Origin of the sequence: Tsukamurella paurometabola DSM 20162 (assembly GCF_000092225.1) — a bacterium.
Classification (GTDB): Bacteria; Actinomycetota; Actinomycetes; order Mycobacteriales; family Mycobacteriaceae; genus Tsukamurella; species Tsukamurella paurometabola.
Genome location: NC_014158.1, coordinates 894,898 through 912,869, shown reverse-complemented (window position 1 = coordinate 912,869; position 17,972 = coordinate 894,898). Strand labels below are relative to the sequence as shown.

Sequence of the window (17,972 nt, the reverse complement as noted above, 5' to 3'; positions counted from 1 at the left end):
AGCATGGCGATCATGATCACCGACACAGACGACGCCGGTCGTCTTTCCCCTGTGTTCGTCGCGATGGCGGCCGGCCGGATCGCCTGGGGCGCAGCCGCCGTCGCCGCACCGCGCGCGAATCTGCGGGCAGCGGGAGCGCCCTCGCTCGCGACCCCGCACACTGAGTACCTCATCGGGGTGTTCGGGGTGCGCGCGCTGGCGATCGGCCTGGGCTATCTGGGTGCCGACGCCGCGACCCGCAGGCGCTGGCGCCGCCTGGGGCTGCTGATCGATGTGACCGACACCCTGAACGGCGCGATGCGGCTCGCCGCGACCTCCGATGCAGAGACGCGACGAGCCGCACGGTCGATGATCTCGATCACCGGCGCCTATGCGGCCGTGGGCATCACGGACGCGGCACTGTCGGCGCTGCGACGGCGTCGGGCTCGGTGAGCGCCCGGGGCCGAGCGAGACCGAGCACCGCTGCGGTACCGGCGATCCCGATCAGCGTGAGGCCGACGATCACGGCCACCGCCGTGGTCATTCCCGGGAGCAGCTGTCCCGGCTCCGCCGCGATATGGCCGCTGGTGGTGATCGCGGTGACCACGGCCATCATCACGGCACCGCCCACCTGGATGAAGGTGTTCAGCAGACCCGATGCCAGGCCCTGTTCGTCGTCGTCCACACCCTCGGTTGCCTGGGAGTTCACCGCGGGGAAGGTGAGCGCGAAGCCCACGCCCAGCAACAAGATGGTCGGGAACAGGAACACCCAGTAGCTGGCACCCGGCTCGGCTCGCAGGAACCAGGCGTATGCGCCGAGGAAGGCGAGCAGGCCCACCGCGACCAACACGGTGCTGTTCACTCGGTCCAGTACGGCGTCGATCTTGGTTGCCGACGCCACCACGAGCAGACCCGCGGACAGGAAGGCCAGCGACATCGCGACGGGGCTCCAGCCGAGCGAATCCTGTACATAGAGGGTGACCAGGAACTGGAAGGCCGCGTAGCCGCCGAACATGACGAACCCGGCGAGGTTCGCGTGCACCAGCCGCACCGACTTCAGGATCGACAGGCGCACCAGCGGGTGCGGGTGCTTGATCTCGATCACCACGAAGGCCACGGCGAGCAGCGCCGAGACGGTGAACAGAGTGAGCACGGTGGCCGAAGTCCATCCCAGGCCCGGCGCCTGCACCACGGTGTAGACGAGGATCAGCAACGCGCCGGTCGAAGTGAGAGCGCCGGCCACATCGAAGCGCCGCATGGTGAATTTCTCCGCCGGCGCGGTCTTCGGGATCACCTTCCAGCCGAGCACGACCAGCGCCAGGGCGACGGGTCCGGGGAAGAGCAGCGTGAGGCGATAGGACACCTCGGTGAGCAGACCCCCGAAGACGAGGCCGAGCGAGAAGCCGGAGGCACCGCACACGGTGTAGATGGAGAAGGCCTTGTTGCGGGCGGGCCCCTCGGCGAACGTGGTGGTGATGATCGACAGGCCCGCGGGCACGGTGAAGGCTGCGGCCACACCCTTGACGAAACGCAGTGCGATCAGCACCGCCGGTACGTCGATGAACGCGGTCGCGACGGACGCGATACCGAAGACCAGCACGGCGCCGAGGAACACCGGTCGCCGGCCGAGCAGATCGGCGGCGCGGCCGCCGAGCAGCAGCAGTCCGCCGTACCCGAGCACATAGCCCGAGACGATCCACTGCAGGGCAGCGGGTTCCATGCCGAGTGACGCTTTGATGGAGGGCAGTGCCACACCCACCATCGAGATATCGAGGGCGTCCAGGAAGAGCGCGCCGCAGAGGACGAGCAACAGGAGCCAGGTGCGTGAGGTCCATCCGGTCGGCGACGTCACGTGCAGCGACGATGCGCCGGGCCCGGTGGGTGCGGTCGGGTTCTCGTGTGTGGTGGTCACGAGCGAGAACTCTATGCGCATGCATTGAATGTGTCTACATTTATTTCTCAGGAATATTTTGCGCGGGTCCGGTGTAGCATGTGGCCATGACGGTCAAAAGCGGCATCACGCCCCGGCCCGCATCCCCGGCCTCGGCGGATTCCGCAGCGGACGAGGCGCTGGCCGCGCAGTGGCATCAGCTGATGCGCGACTACTCGCGGATGTCCTGCGCACTCGACCGGGCACTCAGCGCCCACGACCTGACCTCATCCGAATTCGAGGTCCTCGAACAGCTCTCACGCGCCGGCGCGAGCGGACTGCGCATGGCCGACCTCGCCGATCGGGTCCACCTGTCCCAATCCGCTCTCTCACGCCTGGTCGCCCGGCTCGAACGCGACGGCCTCGCCATCCGGACGATGTGCTCATCCGACCGGCGGTCGGTGTTCACCGCGATCACCGAGGAGGGCGGGCGCCGCTACTGCGACGCCCGCCCCACCCAGCGGGCCGTGCTCCGCGCCGAGGTCGCCACCTGCCAGGTGGGTGAATACCTCTGCGGCGAAGAGAATCCGGGCGACTAGCTCGCGGTCCCCGCTACGGCGACTAGCTCGCGGTCCCCGCTACGGCGGCGTCGATCAGATCGGCGATCGCCGCCGGGTGCGAAGCCAGCGAGGCATGACTGGCGTCCAATTCGATGACACCGCGCGGATTGATCCGTTCGGCCATGCGCCGCTCGTTGTCGGGGTGGATCATCCGATCCTCCGTCGACACCTGGTACCAGCTCGGCTTGTGCCGCCAGGCCGGATCGGTGACCGCATCGCCGAACGTGGATGCCAGCGGCGCCTTCTGGGTGACCGCCATGACCAGCGCATCATCGGCCGACAGATCCTGAGCGAAATTCTCGTGGAACAGATCCTGCTTGATCCACAGGTAGCCGTCGGAATCGGGAGCAAGCGCCGCGGCACCGGCCGGCGGGTTCTCCTGAGTGATCCCGCCGGGGCTCTCCCCCGCATCCGGGGCGAACGCGGCGACGTACACCAGCCCCACCACGTTCGGCTGGTTGCCGGCTTCGGTGATCACGGCACCGCCGTACGAGTGCCCCACCAAGATCACCGGCCCCTCCACCTGCGCCACCATCTTCCGGGTGCGCTCGGCGTCGTCCTGCAGGGAGGTCAACGGGTTCTCCACCGCCCGAAGCTCGGGGTAGCCCCGCTTGCGGAGTTCGACGATCACTCCGGCCCAGTGAGCGGCGCCGCCCCAGAACCCATGAACGAGGACGATGGTCGGCTTGTCAGTCATTGCGTATGCCCTTCGGTCAGTTGAACACTATGCTGTGCCCAACCCAGAGTAGAAGGATGTTCAGTCAATCAACATGCCTGATTCGATGCAGTTCTTTGCAGATCGTCCAGATGCACCACCGGATGCCCTGTCGGAACTTTTGCGATCGGTACGCCTGCGTGGCGTCCGCGCGGCGCGCTTCGCACGCGCACACGGCTTCACCCATCGCGCCTCGGGTCGGCGCGTGGTGTACCTCGCCGTGACTGCCGGTCTCACGGTGACGGTGGCCGACCAGCAGGTCGGGTTGAATCCCGGCGACCTCCTACTCCTGGCCCGCGGCGACGATCACAGCGTTCGCGGCCGTGGTGAAACCGAATGGGTGCGTGGAGAATTCGACGTCGACTCACCGGTGGCCGATCCCGTTCTCGCGGTGCTTCCACCGGTGATCCGGTGCGCGGCAGACGACCCCGGATCGCAGTGGCTGCCGCTGAGTATGGATCTACTGCTCGATGAAGCGCGTCTGCCGCGGCCGGGCGGCGACGTGATGTCCGCCCGAATCCTCGACCTACTGTTCATTCACGCACTGCGACACTGGGCGGCAACGGGTTCCACGTCAAGGCCGGGGTGGCTCACAGCGGCGATGGACCAGCACATCGGTCCGGCGTTGACCGCGATCCACGCCCATCCCGAGCGACAGTGGACGGTGGCCGAGCTGGCGCGGATCGCACTGCTCTCGCGGTCGGCTTTCGCCGCCCGGTTCACCCGGCTGCTCGGCGTGGCCCCTGCCGGCTACGTCGCGGACCGCCGATTGGACCGAGCCGCGGAGTTGCTGCGCGATTCCGCGTTGCCGGTCGGTGACGTGGGGCGCACCGTGGGTTACGGGTCCGAAGCAGGGTTCAGCCGCGCCTTCGCCCGCCGGTTCGGCGTACCACCGCGGGCCTGGCGACGCGCGACGGAGGCCTGATTCCCGGACCGTTCGCGGGTCAACCGGCATCGCCGTCCGAGCGCTCGCCGCGCGCCGCGTAGATCGCACCCACCGCCAGGAGTGCGACACCGACGGCCAGGAAGGCGATCACGCGCACGGCACCGTCGAGCGAGGCCAGGTCGAACAGGAAGAGCTTGGCCACTGCCGCCCCGATCATCACCAGTCCCGCCACGGTGGTGGCGTGCCCGGCATCCGGGCGGCGGAGCAGCACCGCGGCGGCGCCCACCGTCATCCAGGTGACGGTGGCCAGGCCGTGGCCCCAGCGCATCCCGTCCGCACCGCCGAGCGCCCAACCGGCATTCACCAGCAGCGCGGTGACCGAACACAGCACGACGATGCTCCCGGTGATGAGCGCGGCGGTACGCCGACCCGCGGGAGTCACCGCCGGGATCCGCGACACCACGGCCGTACCGAACGCGATGCCGAGCGCCGACGCGGCCAGAACCGCAGCGGTACCGGCCGCGCGCACCGTCTCCGACGAAGTGGCCGCGACGGTGGGCCCGAAGACCCCGGCCGCGAGCACAACGCCGATACCGCCCAGCGCGCAGCCGCACCAGGCGGCCACGGGATCGCGGCCCGAGGCGAGCAGGGCGGTCGTGCCGAGCGCGAGCAGGGCGGCGGGAACCCACACGAAGGGCACCAGCACGCACACGCCCACCAGCGCGGCGATCGCACCGGCGGCGAACCACACCGCGCGCACCGTGCGCACAGTGCCGGGGAGCAACCCGATCGCGATCGCCGACGCGGTCAGCGCGGCGACGGCACCACCGGCCGCCCATTCCGGCGCGGCGGGCACCGCGGCGAGCACGGGCAGGGCGGCCGTCACCCCACCCCACACCAGTGGCCAGGCCCGGGCCGACCGAGCGGCGGGATCAGCGGCGGCCAGCAGCCCTACCATCGCCGCCAGAACGGCCGCACCGAGCGCCGGGAGCGCCTCAGTCGGCCCGGCCAGCGCGGCGAGGACCACGAGTGTGGCGGAGGTGCCGACGGAACGGATCAGGTGCAACCACTGCCAATCGGCGGGCCGGCGCACGCCGATCGAGGCGATGGCGAGAATCACGACGAATCCGCCGAGTAGATAGCCGGATTCGGCGAGCGGCGGGGCGAGCAGATAGATCGGAGCGAAGACGGCGATGCCCAACCATTGCGAGTTCCACCGTGAGGCGAGCGCGAGACCGCCGAGCGCGATCAGCCCTGACACCGCGAGCCCGGCCGCCGGGTGCACCCAGTGGTAGATCCCGGTGATCGCGACGATATCGAGGTAGGCCGCTGCAACGGCAGTGGCGGCCAGCGCGTTCGCGCCCACCGAACCGCCCGGCCGCTGGTGCATCCAGAGGGCCCCACCGAACAAGCCGACGGCCAGCGCGCCGCCGAGACCCACCCGCACCGCCGGCCCGAGCAGACCGGCCTGTGCGGCGAGAACGAGCAGCAGCGCCACTCCGACGAGGGTGACGAACACACCGGCACCGGCGAGCACCCGGCCCACGGTGAATGGCGAGGCACCGGACGGCGTCGGCTGCGGCGCCCCGGGGAGCGTCAGCCGCGAAGGCATCGACTGAGCAGGCACCGGCTGCGGGAACATGGTCTGCGCAGACCCCGGGGGCGGCGGCCAGGCGGCGGCTGCGACCGGCGCCGGACCGGGCGCCGGTGAAGCGACGGGACGCGGCGGCTGCGATGTCGGCGGAAGCGGGGAGCGCACGTCGGTGGCGATCCGTCCTAGTTCCACCTGCATCCACTGGAGGCGGCGCACGGTCACATCCAACTCGGCGGCGAGCCGGGCGATCCGGGATTCGGTTGCGGTCATACCTCAACGATCCCGCGCCCGGCCCGCCGCCGGATGCGTACGACTACTCAGTCGCGCGCGGTACTTCCCGCCATCTCCGGCGCCGGAACGCCAGCCTCGCCGGTGGTGCCGCGCGGGATGAAGACCGCGATCACGGCGGCGGCCAGAGCGGCGACGGCGGCGACTACGAAGATGGTCTGGAAGGCGCCGGCGGTGGGGACAACGTGCCCCGCCATGGTGACCGACTTCGCGGAGATGATCGCGGCGGCCACAGCCGAGCAGATGGTGGTACCGAGCGAGCGCATCAGCGCATTGAGGCCGATCGCGGCACCGGTCTCGTTCTGCGGCACCGCCGACATGATGATGGTGGGCATGGCGGCGTAGGCGATGGCGACACCGACCGTGCCGACGATGCTGGCCAACGACAGCTTCCACGCCGCGTCCATCATCAGGTAGGCGAGCACGTAGCCCAGCGAGACCACCAGCGCGCCGATGGCCAGGGTGTAGGTGGGGCCGATCTTGCGGATCAGGATGCTGGAGACCGGGGCGAAGATCATCATCATGATGCCGCCCGGCATCATCCACAGCCCCGCTTCGAGCAGCGACTTGCCCAGGCCGAAGCCGGTGGCGGTGGGGTACTCCATGATCTGCGGGACGCACAGCATCATGGCCATCATCCCGAAGCCGATGGTGATGGTCGCGATGTTGGTGATGAGCACCCGCGGCCGCGCGGAGGTGCGCAGATCGACCAGCGGATCGTCGTGCCGGAGTTCGTAGGCGCCCCAGGCCACCAGGACCACCACGCCGCCGAGGCCCAGCGTGAGGGTGCCCACCGAGGTCCAGCCCCAGTCGTTGCCCTTGCTGATCGCGACGAGCGCGCCGACCAGGCCGACGGCCAACCCGACGGTGCCGATCACGTCGATCCGGCCGCCGACGCCGGGCGCGCCGTTGGGCAGCACGAAGACCACCGCCGCGAGGATCAGCGCCGCGAGCACGGAGGAGACCCAGAACAACATGTGCCAGTCGTAGGTCTGGGCGATCCAGGCCGAGAGCGGTAGGCCGATGGCACCGCCCACGCCGAGGGTGGCGCTCATCGCGGCGACGGCGGTGGCCGTCATCGACGGCGGGGTCACCTCACGCATCATGCTGATACCGACCGGGATGAACGCCATCGCGAGACCCTGCAGCACGCGACCGACGAGCATCATCACCAGACCATCGGACAGCGCGGCGGCGAGCGATCCGGCCACCAGGAGAGCGGCACTGAGGATGAGGACGGGGCGTTTACCGGTCATATCGGCGAGGCGCCCGCCGACCGGCATGGCGACGGCGGCGGCGAGCAGGGTCGCGGTGATCACCCAGGAGGCGTTGGCGGTCGAGGTGTTGAGCAGCTGGGGTAGCTCGGGCTGGATGGGGATCACCAGCGATTGCATGAGCGCGGCGACCATGCCGCCGAAACACAGGATGACGACGGTTACGAGCGGGTGGTTGCGGCGCGAGGCACCGATGTCATGCGTCGCGGACGGATCCGCGGCGGAAACGTTGCTGGTCACAGGCTAGTCCTTGGGACGATTCCGAGTACGTGTGTGTAACATACATATTGTTGTTGGGTGCAACCGTATGCCTCCGCGATGGCCTCACGCAACACGGACAAACCACACCGCGGCAGAATCGGGGCAGATATGGACGACGCGGCACGCCGACTGGAGCGCGAGATCAACACTCTCGGGCAGCACCTGCGTGCCCGCCCCAAGTCGATGGAGTTGCGACTGGACCGATCGGCCTACCTGGTGCTGCTGCTCCTCGACTGCAATGGACCGCAGACGCTCAAGGAGATCGCGACCGCGATGGAGTTGGAGCAGTCCACCGTGAACCGGCAGGTGAACCGCGCCATCGACCGCGGCCTCCTCGAATCCGTGGCGGCGGCATCCGGTCCACGCCTGATCCGCGCCACTGAGGCGGGCGCAGAGGCCTTCCAGCGCGACCGCGAGGTCAAACTCCAGGGGATCGCGAGCATCCTGAGCGATCTCGACGCCGAACACCGCGAATCACTGATCTCCAGCCTGGCCGCTCTCAACGCCGCATTGGAATCCCGCAGCGGCCGAAGCTGACCGACTAGAGTTTGCTGCGGCGCACCGAGAGGCCGGGATCGGTGGCGGCGCGCAGATCGGTGGGACTGGGATCGGCGTCGATCACGTGCGCACCGAGGGTCGCGATCATCACCCCGTTGTCGGTGCACAACCGGGGCTTGGGTACCCGCAGATCGAATCCCGCCGCATCACAACGCTCCTGGGCCAACGACCGGATACGGGAATTGGCGGTGGCACCGCCGCCGAGCACGATCGTCTGCACCCCTGTGTCCTGCGCTGCACGGATCGCCTTGAACGTCAGCACATCCGCGACCGCCTCCTGGAACGAGGCGGCGATGTCCTCGACGTTCAATGCGCGCCCCGCCGCCTTCTCCGCCTCGACATGCCGGGCGACGGCGGTCTTGAGGCCGCTGAAGGAGAAGTCGTGCCGGGCGTCCTGCGGCCGGGTCATCGCGCGGGGGAAGCGGATAGCGGTCGGATCGCCGAGCTGGGCGAGCTCGTCGATCACCGGCCCGCCGGGATAGCCGAGCCCGAGCAGGCGTGCCACTTTGTCGAAAGCCTCCCCTGCGGCATCGTCGACGGTGGTGCCGAGCTCAGTGATCGGCGCGCCCAGATCGGTGACGTGTAGCAGGTGAGTGTGACCGCCGGAGACCAGCAGTGCGACGCAGGGTGGCATCGGCCCGTGCTCGAGAGTATCGACGGCGACGTGCCCGCCGAGATGGTTGAGGCCGTAGAACGGCACATCCCAGGCAGCGGCATAGGCCTTGGCCGCGGCGACGCCTACCAGCAGCGCGCCGGCGAGCCCGGGGCCGATGGTCACGGCCAGCGCATCGGGGCGCTCGACACCGGCGGTGGCGAGTGCGCGGTGCATCGTCGGGACGATCGCCTCCAGATGAGCCCGGGAAGCGACCTCGGGCACCACTCCGCCGAATCGGGCGTGCTCGTCCTGCGACGAGGCCACCTCGTCGGCGAGCAATGTGGCGGTGCGGGTTCCGGCGTCCCAGTCGACGATGCCGACACCGGTCTCGTCGCACGAGCTCTCGATCCCCATGACGATCACGGCGTCTCCTCCCCCGCCGCCGCGCGGCGCATGGTGTAGGCATCGGCCCCGGAGGGCCGGTAGTAGTTCTTCCGCGTGCCGACCACCACGAAGCCGTTGCGCTCGTAGAGAGTGCGAGCCGGACCGTTGTCGGTGCGGACCTCGAGATACACGGCGCCGCCGTGCTCGTCCGCATCGTCGAGCAAGCGGCACAGCAACGCGTAACCGATGCGGCGGCCCTGATATTCGGGGGCGACACCGATGGTGTGCACCTCGGACTCCGGGAAGAAGGTGTTGCCGAGCAGGCCGAGCCCGGCGTAGCCGATCAGCCGGCCGCCGTCGCGCGCCGCGTAGAAGCGCACGTTCCGGTTGTCCACCTCCGATGCGAATGCCGAGGCGGGCCATGGGCTATCCCCGGGGAACAGGATCGTTTCCAGTTCCGCGCAGCGCTCGACATCATCCGAGCGCAAAGGGTTGATCAGGATCTCGGATCGGTCAGCCACGCGCGGCCATCTCCACGGCATCGGGCCGGCGCAGGTACAGCGGCACCAGCGGTTGCGGCGGGGTGCCGATCAGGTTCCTGCCCACCGCGACCAACGTTTCCGGGGTCGGAGATCCCTCGACCACGGTGGCACCGGCGATATCCAGATCGGCGGGTTTGATCACACCGGGGCCGTCGATCCGGGCACCATCGCGGTAGCGGGCCCAATAGACCTCCTTACGGCGGGCATCGGTGAGCACCACGATCTCGCCGGGATGACCGTGCGCGATGGCATCGAGGCTGCACACGCCGTGCACCTCGATACCGAGCGCGTCGCCGAAGGCCGCGCCGGTGGCCATGCCCACGCGGAGCCCGGTGAACGGGCCCGGCCCGCAGCCCACGATCACCGCGCCGAGATCGGACCGCTGCAGCCCGGCCTCGTCGAGGCATTCGAGTAGGAAGGGCACCAGCACCTCGGCGTGCCCGCGGGAGTGGGTCTGCCCGCGCTGCGCAAGCGTTGTGCCGGTTTCGAGGTCGACGATGCCCACCGTGAGCGCCGGTGTGGCGGTGTCGAGGGCGAGCGCGTACATACCTGCAGGTTACCGCCTCGGCACCACCCTGCCCGAATCCGTCAGACGTCACGGCCATCTCGCGGACCGCCTGAAAAGTGTCGGTGCCCGGGCGCACGATGGAGCGATGAGCACCGAATCCCCCGCCCTGGACGACTGGGCTCCGCTGGTGCGTGGTCTGCGCACCCGCTTCCGTACCCGCGACTTCGCCACCGGCCTCGATCTCGTGACCGCCTTCGCGGCGGCCGCGGAGGAGGCGAACCACCACCCCGACATCACCCTCACCTACGGCCATGTCGACGTGCTGCTCTACAGCCACGACGCCGGCCGCGTCACGGACCGGGACCGCACGCTGGCGGCCACCTTCTCGACGATCGCCCGGAAACGGTCGGTCGCCGCGGAACCGCGCGAGCTGTCCATCGTCGAACTGGGCCTCGACACCGTCGATGCGGCGGCGATCGCGCCGTTCTGGGCCGCCGTACTGCGGATGGACATCACGACGAACGGGTGGGAGGGCACGGAGATCCGCGGCCACGGCGCCGATGCCGCGCTCTGGTTCCAGCAGACCGAACCGCACGAGACGCCCCGGCAGCGTTTCCATCTCGACGTGTGGATCGATCCGCGAGAGGCGCAGGAGCGGATCGCCGCCGCCCTCGCAGCAGGCGGTCGCCTCGTCACGGACGCTCACGCCCCGTCGTTCTGGGTGCTGGCCGATGCCCAGGGCAATCACGCCTGCATCTGCACCGTCACCGGACGCAGCTGAGCGGGCGTCACTCGGTCGCGTCCACCACCCCGGTCCGCAGGTCGTCACGGCCTGCGGGTTCCTCGTTGTGATCGAACGGATCGGCGTCCGGAGTGTCGTCCCTGGGCACCGCCTTCGGTGACCCGCTGCTGGACATACTCGAGTCGGCCGTGCCGGTACCGGGACTGCTCGAGCCCGGCGTGACCCCGCCGGAACCACCGGTCGGCGAGGTCGGCCGGTCGGGCACGCTGGGATCGTCGTCGGTGGCGTCATGCGCCTTATCCACGTCGCCACCGGGCGACGAGCCGTCGCCCCCGGACGTGCCACCCGACGAACCGCTACCAGCCGAACCACTACCCGACGAACCACCGCTCGCGGAGCCGCTGCCCGATGCGCCCCGGTCGGGTGGCGTCGGGGCGGTATCGGCGGGACGCTGATCGGCCGCTCCCGCGCGCCCGGCATCGGCGGCGGCCTTCTCGGCAGCGGCCGCGCGGGCGGCGGCGTCGGCGGCGGCCTTCTCCGCAGCCGCCTTATCGGCGGCGCTGCGCTCGGCCCCTCCCCGATCCACCGGCGGCTTCGACGCCTCCTCCGCGGCGCGGTCGGCGGCTTCCTTCGCCCGTGCGGCATCCGCCGCCGCGGCTCTCGCTTCGGCGTCCGCCTTCGCCGCGTTTCTCGCCGCGGCCGCCGCTTCCTCCTCTGCGGCGCGGTGTTCGGCGGCCTGCTTGTCCGCATTGGCTCGCTCGGCATCGGCCCGGTCGACCGCCTCCTTCGCGGCAGCCGCCGCGTCCGCCGCAGACTTGTCCGCGGCGGCCTTCTCCGCGTTCGCCTTCGCCGCGGCATCCGCTGCCGCAGCGGCACTGTCCGCCGCAGTCTTCGCGGCAGCAGCGGCATCGGCGGCCGCCTTATCCGCCGCGGACTTGTCGGCCGCCGCCTTCTCGGACGCCGCCTTGGCCGCCTCCGCCTCCTTCGCCGCGGCCGCTTCCTTCGCCGCTGCCTCATCGCGTGCGTCGGCCGCTTTGTCCGCGGCGGTCTTGCTGTCGGCCGCGGCTTTATCGGCGCGGTCCTTGGCGGCGCCCGCCGCATCCGCCGATGCCGCGGACCGATCGGCAGCGGCCTTGTCCGCCGCCGCCTTCTCCGTGGCGTCGGCCGCCGCCCGGTCGGCAGCGGTCTGTGCGTCAGCCGCATCGGCGGCGGACTTATCGGCGGCGTCCTTCGCCGCGGCGGAACGGTCCGCGGCCGCCTTGTCGGCCGCCGCCTTCTGCGCCGCGGCATCCGCGGCCTCTCGGGCCGCATCCTGCGCCGCGGCTCCCTCCGCAGCCGACTTCTCCGCCGCCTTCCGGGCCTCCTCCGATTCGTTCGCCCGAGCCTGATCGGCCGCTGCCTTGTCCGCGGCGGCCTTCGCGGCCGCGGCGGCATCGGCGGCCGCCTTATCCGCTGCGGCGCGTTCTTCGGCGATACGTGCGGCATCGGCCGCGGCCTGGTCTGCGGCCTGGCGGTCAGCAGCTGCCTTGCCTGCGGCCGCGTCGGCGATCCGTGAGGTGTCCGCCGCAACCTTGTCCGCGGCGGCCCGGTCCACTGCGGCACGGTCCGCGGCTCTCCGGTCGGCGGCGGCCTTCTCGGCGGCAGCCCTCGAAGCATCGGCAGCGGCCTTCTCCTCGGCAGACCGGTCGGCAGCCTCCTTGGCAGCATCGGCGGCCGCTTTGTCCGCCGCGGCCTTATCCGCCGCGGCCTTATCCGCCGCGGCCTTATCGGCAGCCGCCTTGGCCGCCGCTGCGGCTTCCGCACTCGCGTTCGCCGCATCCGCGGCAGCCTTATCCGCGGCCGCCTTATCGGCAGCGGATTTGTCGGCGGCGGTCTTCGCCGCGGCCGTCCTGTCCGCGGCCGCTTTCGCAGCTGCATCCGCTCGTTCTTGCGCCGCAACGGCATCCGCCGCCGCTTCGTCGGCAGTCCGTTTGGCGGCGGCCGCTTCGTCGGCCTCCTTCTTCGCCTTCGCCGCGGCCTCCGAGGCGGCTCGATCGGCGGCGGCCTTCTCCGCTGCCTCCCGTTCCGCCGCCGCCGCGGCGTCCCGCGCCTTCGCCGCTTCCTCACCCTTGCCCGCAGCCTCGTCGGCCGCCTTATCCGCGGCGGCCTTGTCCGCCGCAGCCTTATCCGCAGCCGCCCGCTCGGCGGCAGCGGCGTCGTCGGCCGCCTTGCGCGCGGCATCACGGTCCGCTGCCGACGCATCCGCAGCGGCCTTATCGGCAGCCGCCCTATCGGCAGCCGCCTTGTCCGCCGCCGCCTTATCCGCGGAGGCCTTGTCTGCGGCCGTCTTCGCCGCCGCGGCGGCCTCCTCGCTCGCCGCGGTCGCATCCGCGGCGGCCTTATCGGCAGCCGCCTTGTCCGCAGCCGACTTGTCCGCAGCGCGCTGTGCAGCCGCCGCCTTGTCAGCAGCCGCCGTGGCCGCCGCAGCCGCGTCCTGGCTCGCCTTCTTCGCATCGGCGGCGGCCTGGTCGGCGGCCGTCTTGTCCGCGGCGGCCCGATCCGCGGCCTGGCGATCCGCCGTCGCCTGGTTGGCGGCGTTCTGCGCCGCTTCCGCTGCCTCGGCGGCCTCTCGATCCGCTGCCGCCTTCGCGGCGGCGGCCTCCTGCGCGGCCCTCTTGGTCTGCGCCGCCCGCTCCACGGCTTCCTGGTCCGCGTCCGTCTTCGCGGCGAGATCCGCGGCAGCGAGTTCCGCTGCCGTGTTCGCCTCGTCCAGCGCGCTGGCTGCATCGTTCGCGGCCTTCCGGGCGGTATCGGCCGCAGTACGGTCGGCCGCCGCCTTCTCCCCGGATGCCCGGGCGGCGGCATCCGCGAGGTCTTTCGCCGTGGCCGCGTCCGCCGCCGCCTGATCCGCCTGCTTCTTGGCCGCCGCGGCCGTGTCCGCGGCCTCCTGGTCCCGTCGAGCCTGCGCCGCCGCGGTTGTCGCCGCGGTATCGGCGGCTTCCTTGGCCGTCGCCGCATTCGCGGCGTCCTGGTCGGCGGTCTCCTTGGCCAGCTTCGCTGCGTCCGCCGCTGCCTGTGCGGTGGTTGCGGCCTCCGCTGCGGCCCGGTCGGCCGCGGCGGCCGCATCCGCGATCGCCTCCCGCTCCGCCTTGGTCGCATCGGCGGCGGCTTGATCGGCGGCCGCCTTGTCGGCAGCGGCCTGTGCCGCCGCCGCTTCGTCGTCCGGGTGCGCCGCAGCATCGGCCGCGGATTGTTCGGCCTTCTCCTTCGCCGCCGCCGCCGCTGCCTTCGCGGCCTTGACCTCGGTGTCGTCGTAGTCGACATCGCCCACCGCTGCCGCCGACGCATCGGCGGCGGCGTCGGCCGCGGTCGCTGCTTCGGCCGCCTCGGTCGCTGCGCGGTCCGCCTCGGCCTTGTCCCGGTCGGCCTTCTCCAGGGCTTCGCGGGCCTCGGCCTCCCCCGCCACCGCCTCGTCCCGCGCCTGGTCGGCATCGATCTTCTTCTGCGCGGCCTCCTGCGATGCCGTCTTCGCCTCGGCGGCGCTGGCATCGGCCTTCTTCTTCGCCGCGTTCGCGGAGTCGAGGTTCGCCTGCGCCTTCTTGATCCGCTGCAGCAGGATCTTGTCCAGGGCGTTGTAGATCAGCCCCTTCTGCGCTTCGTCGAGTTCCCGCTGCGCCTGGTCCACCTGGTCTTGAGCCGCCTTCGCGTCCCGGTCCGCCTTCGTACTCGCGGCGGCGGCGGTGGCCGCGTCGGCGTCGGCCTTGGCGGCATCGGACTTCGCCTTCTCGATCGCCGCGACCCTCGCTTGCGCTTCCTCTTGTGCCGCAGCGGCATCCGCCGCCGCTTGATCGGCCGCGGCCTTGTCGGCGGCGGCCTGCACCGCCGCGGCCGCGTCGTCGCGCGCTTTGTTCGCCGCGATCGACGTGGCGTGCGCCGCGGCACTGTCGGCGGCAGCCTGGTCTGCGGCGGCCTTGTCGGTATTAGCCCGATTCGTGGCGGCGGTCGCCGCTTCGTCCGCCTCGCGCTTGGCACGCGCGGCATTGTCCGCCGCCGTCCGGGCCTCGGCCGCGGCACGGGCGGACTCATCCGCCGTGGTCTGGCTCGTGGTGGCAGCCGTCGCCGCCGACGCCGCGGCGGCATCCGCCGCGGTCTTGTTCGTCGCCGCAGCCGTCGCCGCCGACTTCCGCGCGGCATCGTCCTTCGCCGACTTCTTGGCGGCCTTGTCCGCGGCCTTCGCCGCAGCGTCGGCTTCCGTGCTCGCGGTCGCCGCTTGGCTCGCCGAGGTGTCGGCGGCCGTCTTCGCTTCCTGGGCCGCGGTCTTCTCGCTCGCGGCCCGCTTGGCTGCGGCCTTCGCCTCGGTCGCCGCATTCGCGGCAGCGGTGTTCGCCGCCGCCTTCTGCGCGGCAGCGGCGTCGGCTGCCGTCTTCGCGGTGTCGGCCGCGGCCTTGGCCTCATCGGACTCGTCCGCCCGGTCCTTCGCCGCCTTGGCGGTGTCGGCAGCGGCCACGGCCGCCGCGTCCGCTTCCGTGCTGGCACGCGCAGCGTCCGCCGCAGTCTGGTCGGCCTGTGCCTTGTCGGCGGCGGCGCGATCGGCATCAGCCTGTTTCCGGTCCGCCTTGTCCGTCGCGGACTTCGCCGCGGCATCGGCGTCGGTGCTCCGCTTCGCCGCATCGGCGGCGTCCTTATCCGCCGCCTTCCGGTCCGCCTCCGAGGTGTCTGCGGCGGTCTTCGCCGCATCGGCCGCAGTCGCCGCGGCGGCGGCCTCCCTCGCCTTCTCGTCGGCGACGCGCGCCGCTTCCGTTGCGGCACGCGATGCCGATTCCTTCGCCGCCGCGGAGTTGTCCGCGGTCGCCTTGTCCGCAGCCGCCTTATCGGTCGCGGTGCGGGCTGCCGCATCGGCATCCTTGCGCGCCTGTGAGGCCTCGGCGGCGGACTTCTCCGATGCCGCTTGTGTGGCGGCGGCCCGGTCCGCTGCGGCGGCCGCGGCCGCCGCCTTCTCCTGCGCGACCTTGGCGGCCGACTCGAAGTCCGCCGCCGCCTGCGCCGCCTCGGCGCTGCGGGCCGAGGCGTCGTCGGCCGCCTGTGCCAGGTCGGCAGACCGGGCTGCGGCGGCATCCGCCGTTGCAGCGGCGGTCTCCGCGGCCGCCTTCTTCGATGCGGCGTCCCGGTCGGCCGATGCCTTCGCGGCATCCGCGCTGTCCTGGGCCGCCCGCGCCTGATCGAGCGCCGCCCGATCCGCATCCGCTTTATCCGTCGCCGTTTTCGCCGCCGCATCGGCGGTGTTCTTGGCGGCCGCCGCGGTATCGGCGGCGTTCTTCGCGGCCGCCGCGTCGGCGGCCGAACGTGCCGCATCCGCTTGTGCGGCAACCATCGCAGCGGTCGCGGCGGCACTCGCCGAGACGGCGTCGGCGGCTTTCTTCACCGCGTCCTCGCGGGCCTGGGTCGCCGCATCCTTGTTCGCGGCGGCGCGCTCCGCCGCGTCCTTCGACGCGGCGGCCTTCGCGTCCGCCGCCTGCTGCGCATCCGACTTGTTCACGGCATTGCGTGCAGCCTCGTCGGCGATCCGCCGGGACGCGTCAGCGGCTGCCCCCGATACGTTGGCAGCGGCGTTGTCCGCCGCCGCCCGTGCATCCGCTCGCCGCTGTTCGGCGGCCTTATCCGCCGCCGCCTGCGCAGCAGCGGCGGCCGCCGCGTCGGCAGCCGCCTTGTCTGCCGCGGACTGGTCGGCCACCGCCTTATCCGCCGCGGCCTTCGCCGCGGCTTCCTCCGCAGCCTTCACCGCCTCCTTCTGCTTCGGATCGTCCGCGGCGGCCTGCGCGGCCTCTTCGGCGGCGATCTGTGCCGCGGCGGATTCCTCTGCTCGGGCGCGATCGGCATCCGCGCGATCCGCAGCCGCCTGGGCGGCATCATCGGCACGCTTGCGGTCGGCGGCGGCATCGGCGGCCGCTTTATCGGCGTCGGTCTTCGCTGCCGCGGAGGCGTCCGCAGTCGCCTTGTCCGCGGCCGCCTGCTTATCGGCGGCGTCCTTCGCAGCGGCTGCGTCGGCTGCGTTCTGATCGGCGGCGGCACGATCCTGCGCGGCACGATCAGCGGCCGCGATGGCATCCGCCGTCGCCGCCTGCGCCTCGGTCAGGCTGTCGGCCGCGGCCTGGGCGGCGGCCTCCTTATCGGCGGCGTCCTTCGCGGCCGCATCCTTGTCGTCAGCGGCTTTACCCGCATCCGCGGCCGCCTTGTCGGCGGCGTCCTTCGCCTTCGCCGCTTCCTCATTGGCGGCCTTGGCGGCGGCGTCCTTATCGGCCGCGACCTTATCGGCGGCGGCCTGCTCCGCAACGGCCTTATCGGCGGCCTCGGCCGCTTCCTTGGCCGACTTATCCGCAGCCAGATACCTGTCCGCGGCCTCCGCCGCGCGCTTCGCGGCGGCATCGGAGGCCTGGTTCGCTGCATCGGCCGCAGCCCTGGCACGAGCGGCGCTATCAGCGGCGCTGTTGGCCGCGACGCGTGCAGCGATGGCGTTCGCCCGCGCGATCAGCGTGTAGTCGGCGATCCGGGGGCCGACCGGGTCGACGATGCGCCCGTCGATCACCGCGGTGTTCGCCCCGATCCCGATGGTGCGAGGTCCGACCGCGCCGTCGTCGTCGGCCGAACTTCCGCAATCGATCTGCAGCGGATTGAGGATGGGGCTGACCCCGGCGAGCACAGGGCGTTTGATGTAGCAGCCCGGCGCGACCTCGATGTCCTCGCCGCGCTGATCCGCGCGGTTCCCGCCGCCGGAGCGCGGCGAACCGTCCTGGGCTCTCACGTCCGAGCCGCCGGGATCCGCTGGTCCCCCGGCGATCTGCGCGGATCCGGCCGGCGCCTGCCCGTTCCCGGCCGCGTTGGGCGCAGTGTCCCGCTGCGTTCCCTTCGCCGGATCCTGACCACCGGAGGTGCCACACGCACTGGCGGTGATCAGTCCGACTGCGGCGACTCCTGCAACGACTGCCCGGGACTTCGTCATTTTCTGCAACCTTTGCTACACAGAGTTGAAGTAGGACTTTACCCATACTTCCGACTTTTGCGCGAACAAAGGGCGACATATCGCCGGACGGCACCAGGATTGCGACAATTCAACGCTGAAACGACACCCGGCGTTCGCATGCCGTCGACCCGCGACGACTCAGCCGCGGCGTCCGGACCG

The 17,972-nt window shown here is 71.4% G+C and carries 13 protein-coding genes; 5 read left to right on the top strand and 8 right to left on the bottom strand.

Annotated features, from left to right (window positions below; genetic code table 11):
* The first annotated feature begins 12 nt into the window (after positions 1-12).
* The gene (locus TPAU_RS04435; protein WP_041944705.1) at positions 13-432 is read left to right on the top strand and encodes a hypothetical protein; all 420 of its coding nucleotides are present in this window, start codon (positions 13-15) and stop codon (positions 430-432) included.
* On the opposite strand, the gene TPAU_RS04430 is transcribed toward TPAU_RS04435, so the two are convergent.
* Positions 386-1,912 carry an MFS transporter gene (locus TPAU_RS04430; protein WP_013125566.1) on the bottom strand — a complete coding sequence of 509 codons (1,527 nt, stop codon included), beginning with the start codon at positions 1,910-1,912 and terminating at the stop codon, positions 386-388. The genes TPAU_RS04435 and TPAU_RS04430 overlap by 47 nt on opposite strands.
* A 65-nt stretch (positions 1,913-1,977) precedes the next feature.
* Between TPAU_RS04430 and TPAU_RS04425 the strand changes: the two genes are divergently transcribed.
* Positions 1,978-2,448, top strand: coding sequence for a MarR family winged helix-turn-helix transcriptional regulator (locus TPAU_RS04425; protein ID WP_013125565.1), 471 nt, complete (start codon positions 1,978-1,980; stop codon positions 2,446-2,448).
* A gap of 22 nt (positions 2,449-2,470) precedes the next feature.
* Here TPAU_RS04425 and TPAU_RS04420 read toward each other — a convergent pair whose 3' ends face one another.
* Positions 2,471-3,166 (bottom strand): alpha/beta hydrolase, encoded by a 696-nt coding sequence (locus tag TPAU_RS04420; RefSeq protein ID WP_013125564.1) that lies wholly within the window; start codon positions 3,164-3,166, stop codon positions 2,471-2,473.
* A gap of 73 nt (positions 3,167-3,239) precedes the next feature.
* On the opposite strand from TPAU_RS04420, the gene TPAU_RS04415 reads away from it, so the two are divergent.
* Positions 3,240-4,109 (top strand): helix-turn-helix transcriptional regulator, encoded by an 870-nt coding sequence (locus TPAU_RS04415; protein WP_041944282.1) that lies wholly within the window; start codon positions 3,240-3,242, stop codon positions 4,107-4,109.
* 19 nt (positions 4,110-4,128) lie between these two features.
* Here TPAU_RS04415 and TPAU_RS04410 read toward each other — a convergent pair whose 3' ends face one another.
* Together TPAU_RS04410 and TPAU_RS04405 are read right to left on the bottom strand one after the other, a co-directional pair.
* Positions 4,129-5,934 (bottom strand): DUF2339 domain-containing protein, encoded by a 1,806-nt coding sequence (locus TPAU_RS04410; protein ID WP_013125562.1) that lies wholly within the window; start codon positions 5,932-5,934, stop codon positions 4,129-4,131.
* A gap of 47 nt (positions 5,935-5,981) precedes the next feature.
* Complete coding sequence (locus tag TPAU_RS04405) at positions 5,982-7,466, bottom strand: MFS transporter (RefSeq protein WP_013125561.1); 1,485 nt, start codon at positions 7,464-7,466, stop codon at positions 5,982-5,984.
* 129 nt (positions 7,467-7,595) lie between these two features.
* On the opposite strand from TPAU_RS04405, the gene TPAU_RS04400 reads away from it, so the two are divergent.
* The gene (locus TPAU_RS04400) at positions 7,596-8,024 is read left to right on the top strand and encodes a MarR family winged helix-turn-helix transcriptional regulator (RefSeq protein WP_013125560.1); all 429 of its coding nucleotides are present in this window, start codon (positions 7,596-7,598) and stop codon (positions 8,022-8,024) included.
* Positions 8,025-8,028: 4 nt separating this feature from the next.
* Here TPAU_RS04400 and tsaD read toward each other — a convergent pair whose 3' ends face one another.
* From tsaD to tsaB, 3 genes are read right to left on the bottom strand one after another with little or no spacing between them, the layout of a single operon-like run.
* Entirely contained in the window at positions 8,029-9,063 is a 1,035-nt protein-coding gene (gene tsaD, locus TPAU_RS04395) for a tRNA (adenosine(37)-N6)-threonylcarbamoyltransferase complex transferase subunit TsaD (protein ID WP_013125559.1), read from the bottom strand.
* Entirely contained in the window at positions 9,060-9,566 is a 507-nt protein-coding gene (rimI, locus tag TPAU_RS04390) for a ribosomal protein S18-alanine N-acetyltransferase (RefSeq protein ID WP_049825767.1), read from the bottom strand. Before rimI ends, tsaD begins: the two co-directional genes overlap by 4 nt.
* Entirely contained in the window at positions 9,538-10,113 is a 576-nt protein-coding gene (gene tsaB / locus TPAU_RS04385; protein ID WP_013125557.1) for a tRNA (adenosine(37)-N6)-threonylcarbamoyltransferase complex dimerization subunit type 1 TsaB, read from the bottom strand. Before tsaB ends, rimI begins: the two co-directional genes overlap by 29 nt.
* 106 nt (positions 10,114-10,219) lie before the next feature.
* On the opposite strand from tsaB, the gene TPAU_RS04380 reads away from it, so the two are divergent.
* Positions 10,220-10,855: a 4a-hydroxytetrahydrobiopterin dehydratase gene (locus tag TPAU_RS04380; protein ID WP_013125556.1), complete on the top strand. Its 636-nt coding sequence runs from the start codon at positions 10,220-10,222 to the stop codon at positions 10,853-10,855.
* 7 nt (positions 10,856-10,862) lie between these two features.
* Here the strand turns inward: TPAU_RS04380 and TPAU_RS21740 are convergent, their stop codons facing one another.
* Positions 10,863-17,792, bottom strand: coding sequence for a hypothetical protein (locus TPAU_RS21740; RefSeq protein ID WP_013125555.1), 6,930 nt, complete (start codon positions 17,790-17,792; stop codon positions 10,863-10,865).
* Positions 17,793-17,972: the final 180 nt, after the last annotated feature.

Bases quoted from the DNA above. Each gene is read 5' to 3' on its own strand.
- TPAU_RS04435 (WP_041944705.1), top strand. From the start codon at position 13: ATGATCACCGACACAGACGACGCCGGTCGTCTTTCCCCTGTGTTCGTC.
- TPAU_RS04430 (WP_013125566.1), bottom strand. From the start codon at position 1,912: ATGCGCATAGAGTTCTCGCTCGTGACCACCACACACGAGAACCCGACC.
- TPAU_RS04425 (WP_013125565.1), top strand. From the start codon at position 1,978: ATGACGGTCAAAAGCGGCATCACGCCCCGGCCCGCATCCCCGGCCTCG.
- TPAU_RS04420 (WP_013125564.1), bottom strand. From the start codon at position 3,166: ATGACTGACAAGCCGACCATCGTCCTCGTTCATGGGTTCTGGGGCGGC.
- TPAU_RS04415 (WP_041944282.1), top strand. From the start codon at position 3,240: ATGCCTGATTCGATGCAGTTCTTTGCAGATCGTCCAGATGCACCACCG.
- TPAU_RS04410 (WP_013125562.1), bottom strand. From the start codon at position 5,934: ATGACCGCAACCGAATCCCGGATCGCCCGGCTCGCCGCCGAGTTGGAT.
- TPAU_RS04400 (WP_013125560.1), top strand. From the start codon at position 7,596: ATGGACGACGCGGCACGCCGACTGGAGCGCGAGATCAACACTCTCGGG.
- rimI (WP_049825767.1), bottom strand. From the start codon at position 9,566: ATGCCGTGGAGATGGCCGCGCGTGGCTGACCGATCCGAGATCCTGATC.
- tsaB (WP_013125557.1), bottom strand. From the start codon at position 10,113: ATGTACGCGCTCGCCCTCGACACCGCCACACCGGCGCTCACGGTGGGC.
- TPAU_RS04380 (WP_013125556.1), top strand. From the start codon at position 10,220: ATGAGCACCGAATCCCCCGCCCTGGACGACTGGGCTCCGCTGGTGCGT.
- TPAU_RS21740 (WP_013125555.1), bottom strand. From the start codon at position 17,792: ATGACGAAGTCCCGGGCAGTCGTTGCAGGAGTCGCCGCAGTCGGACTG.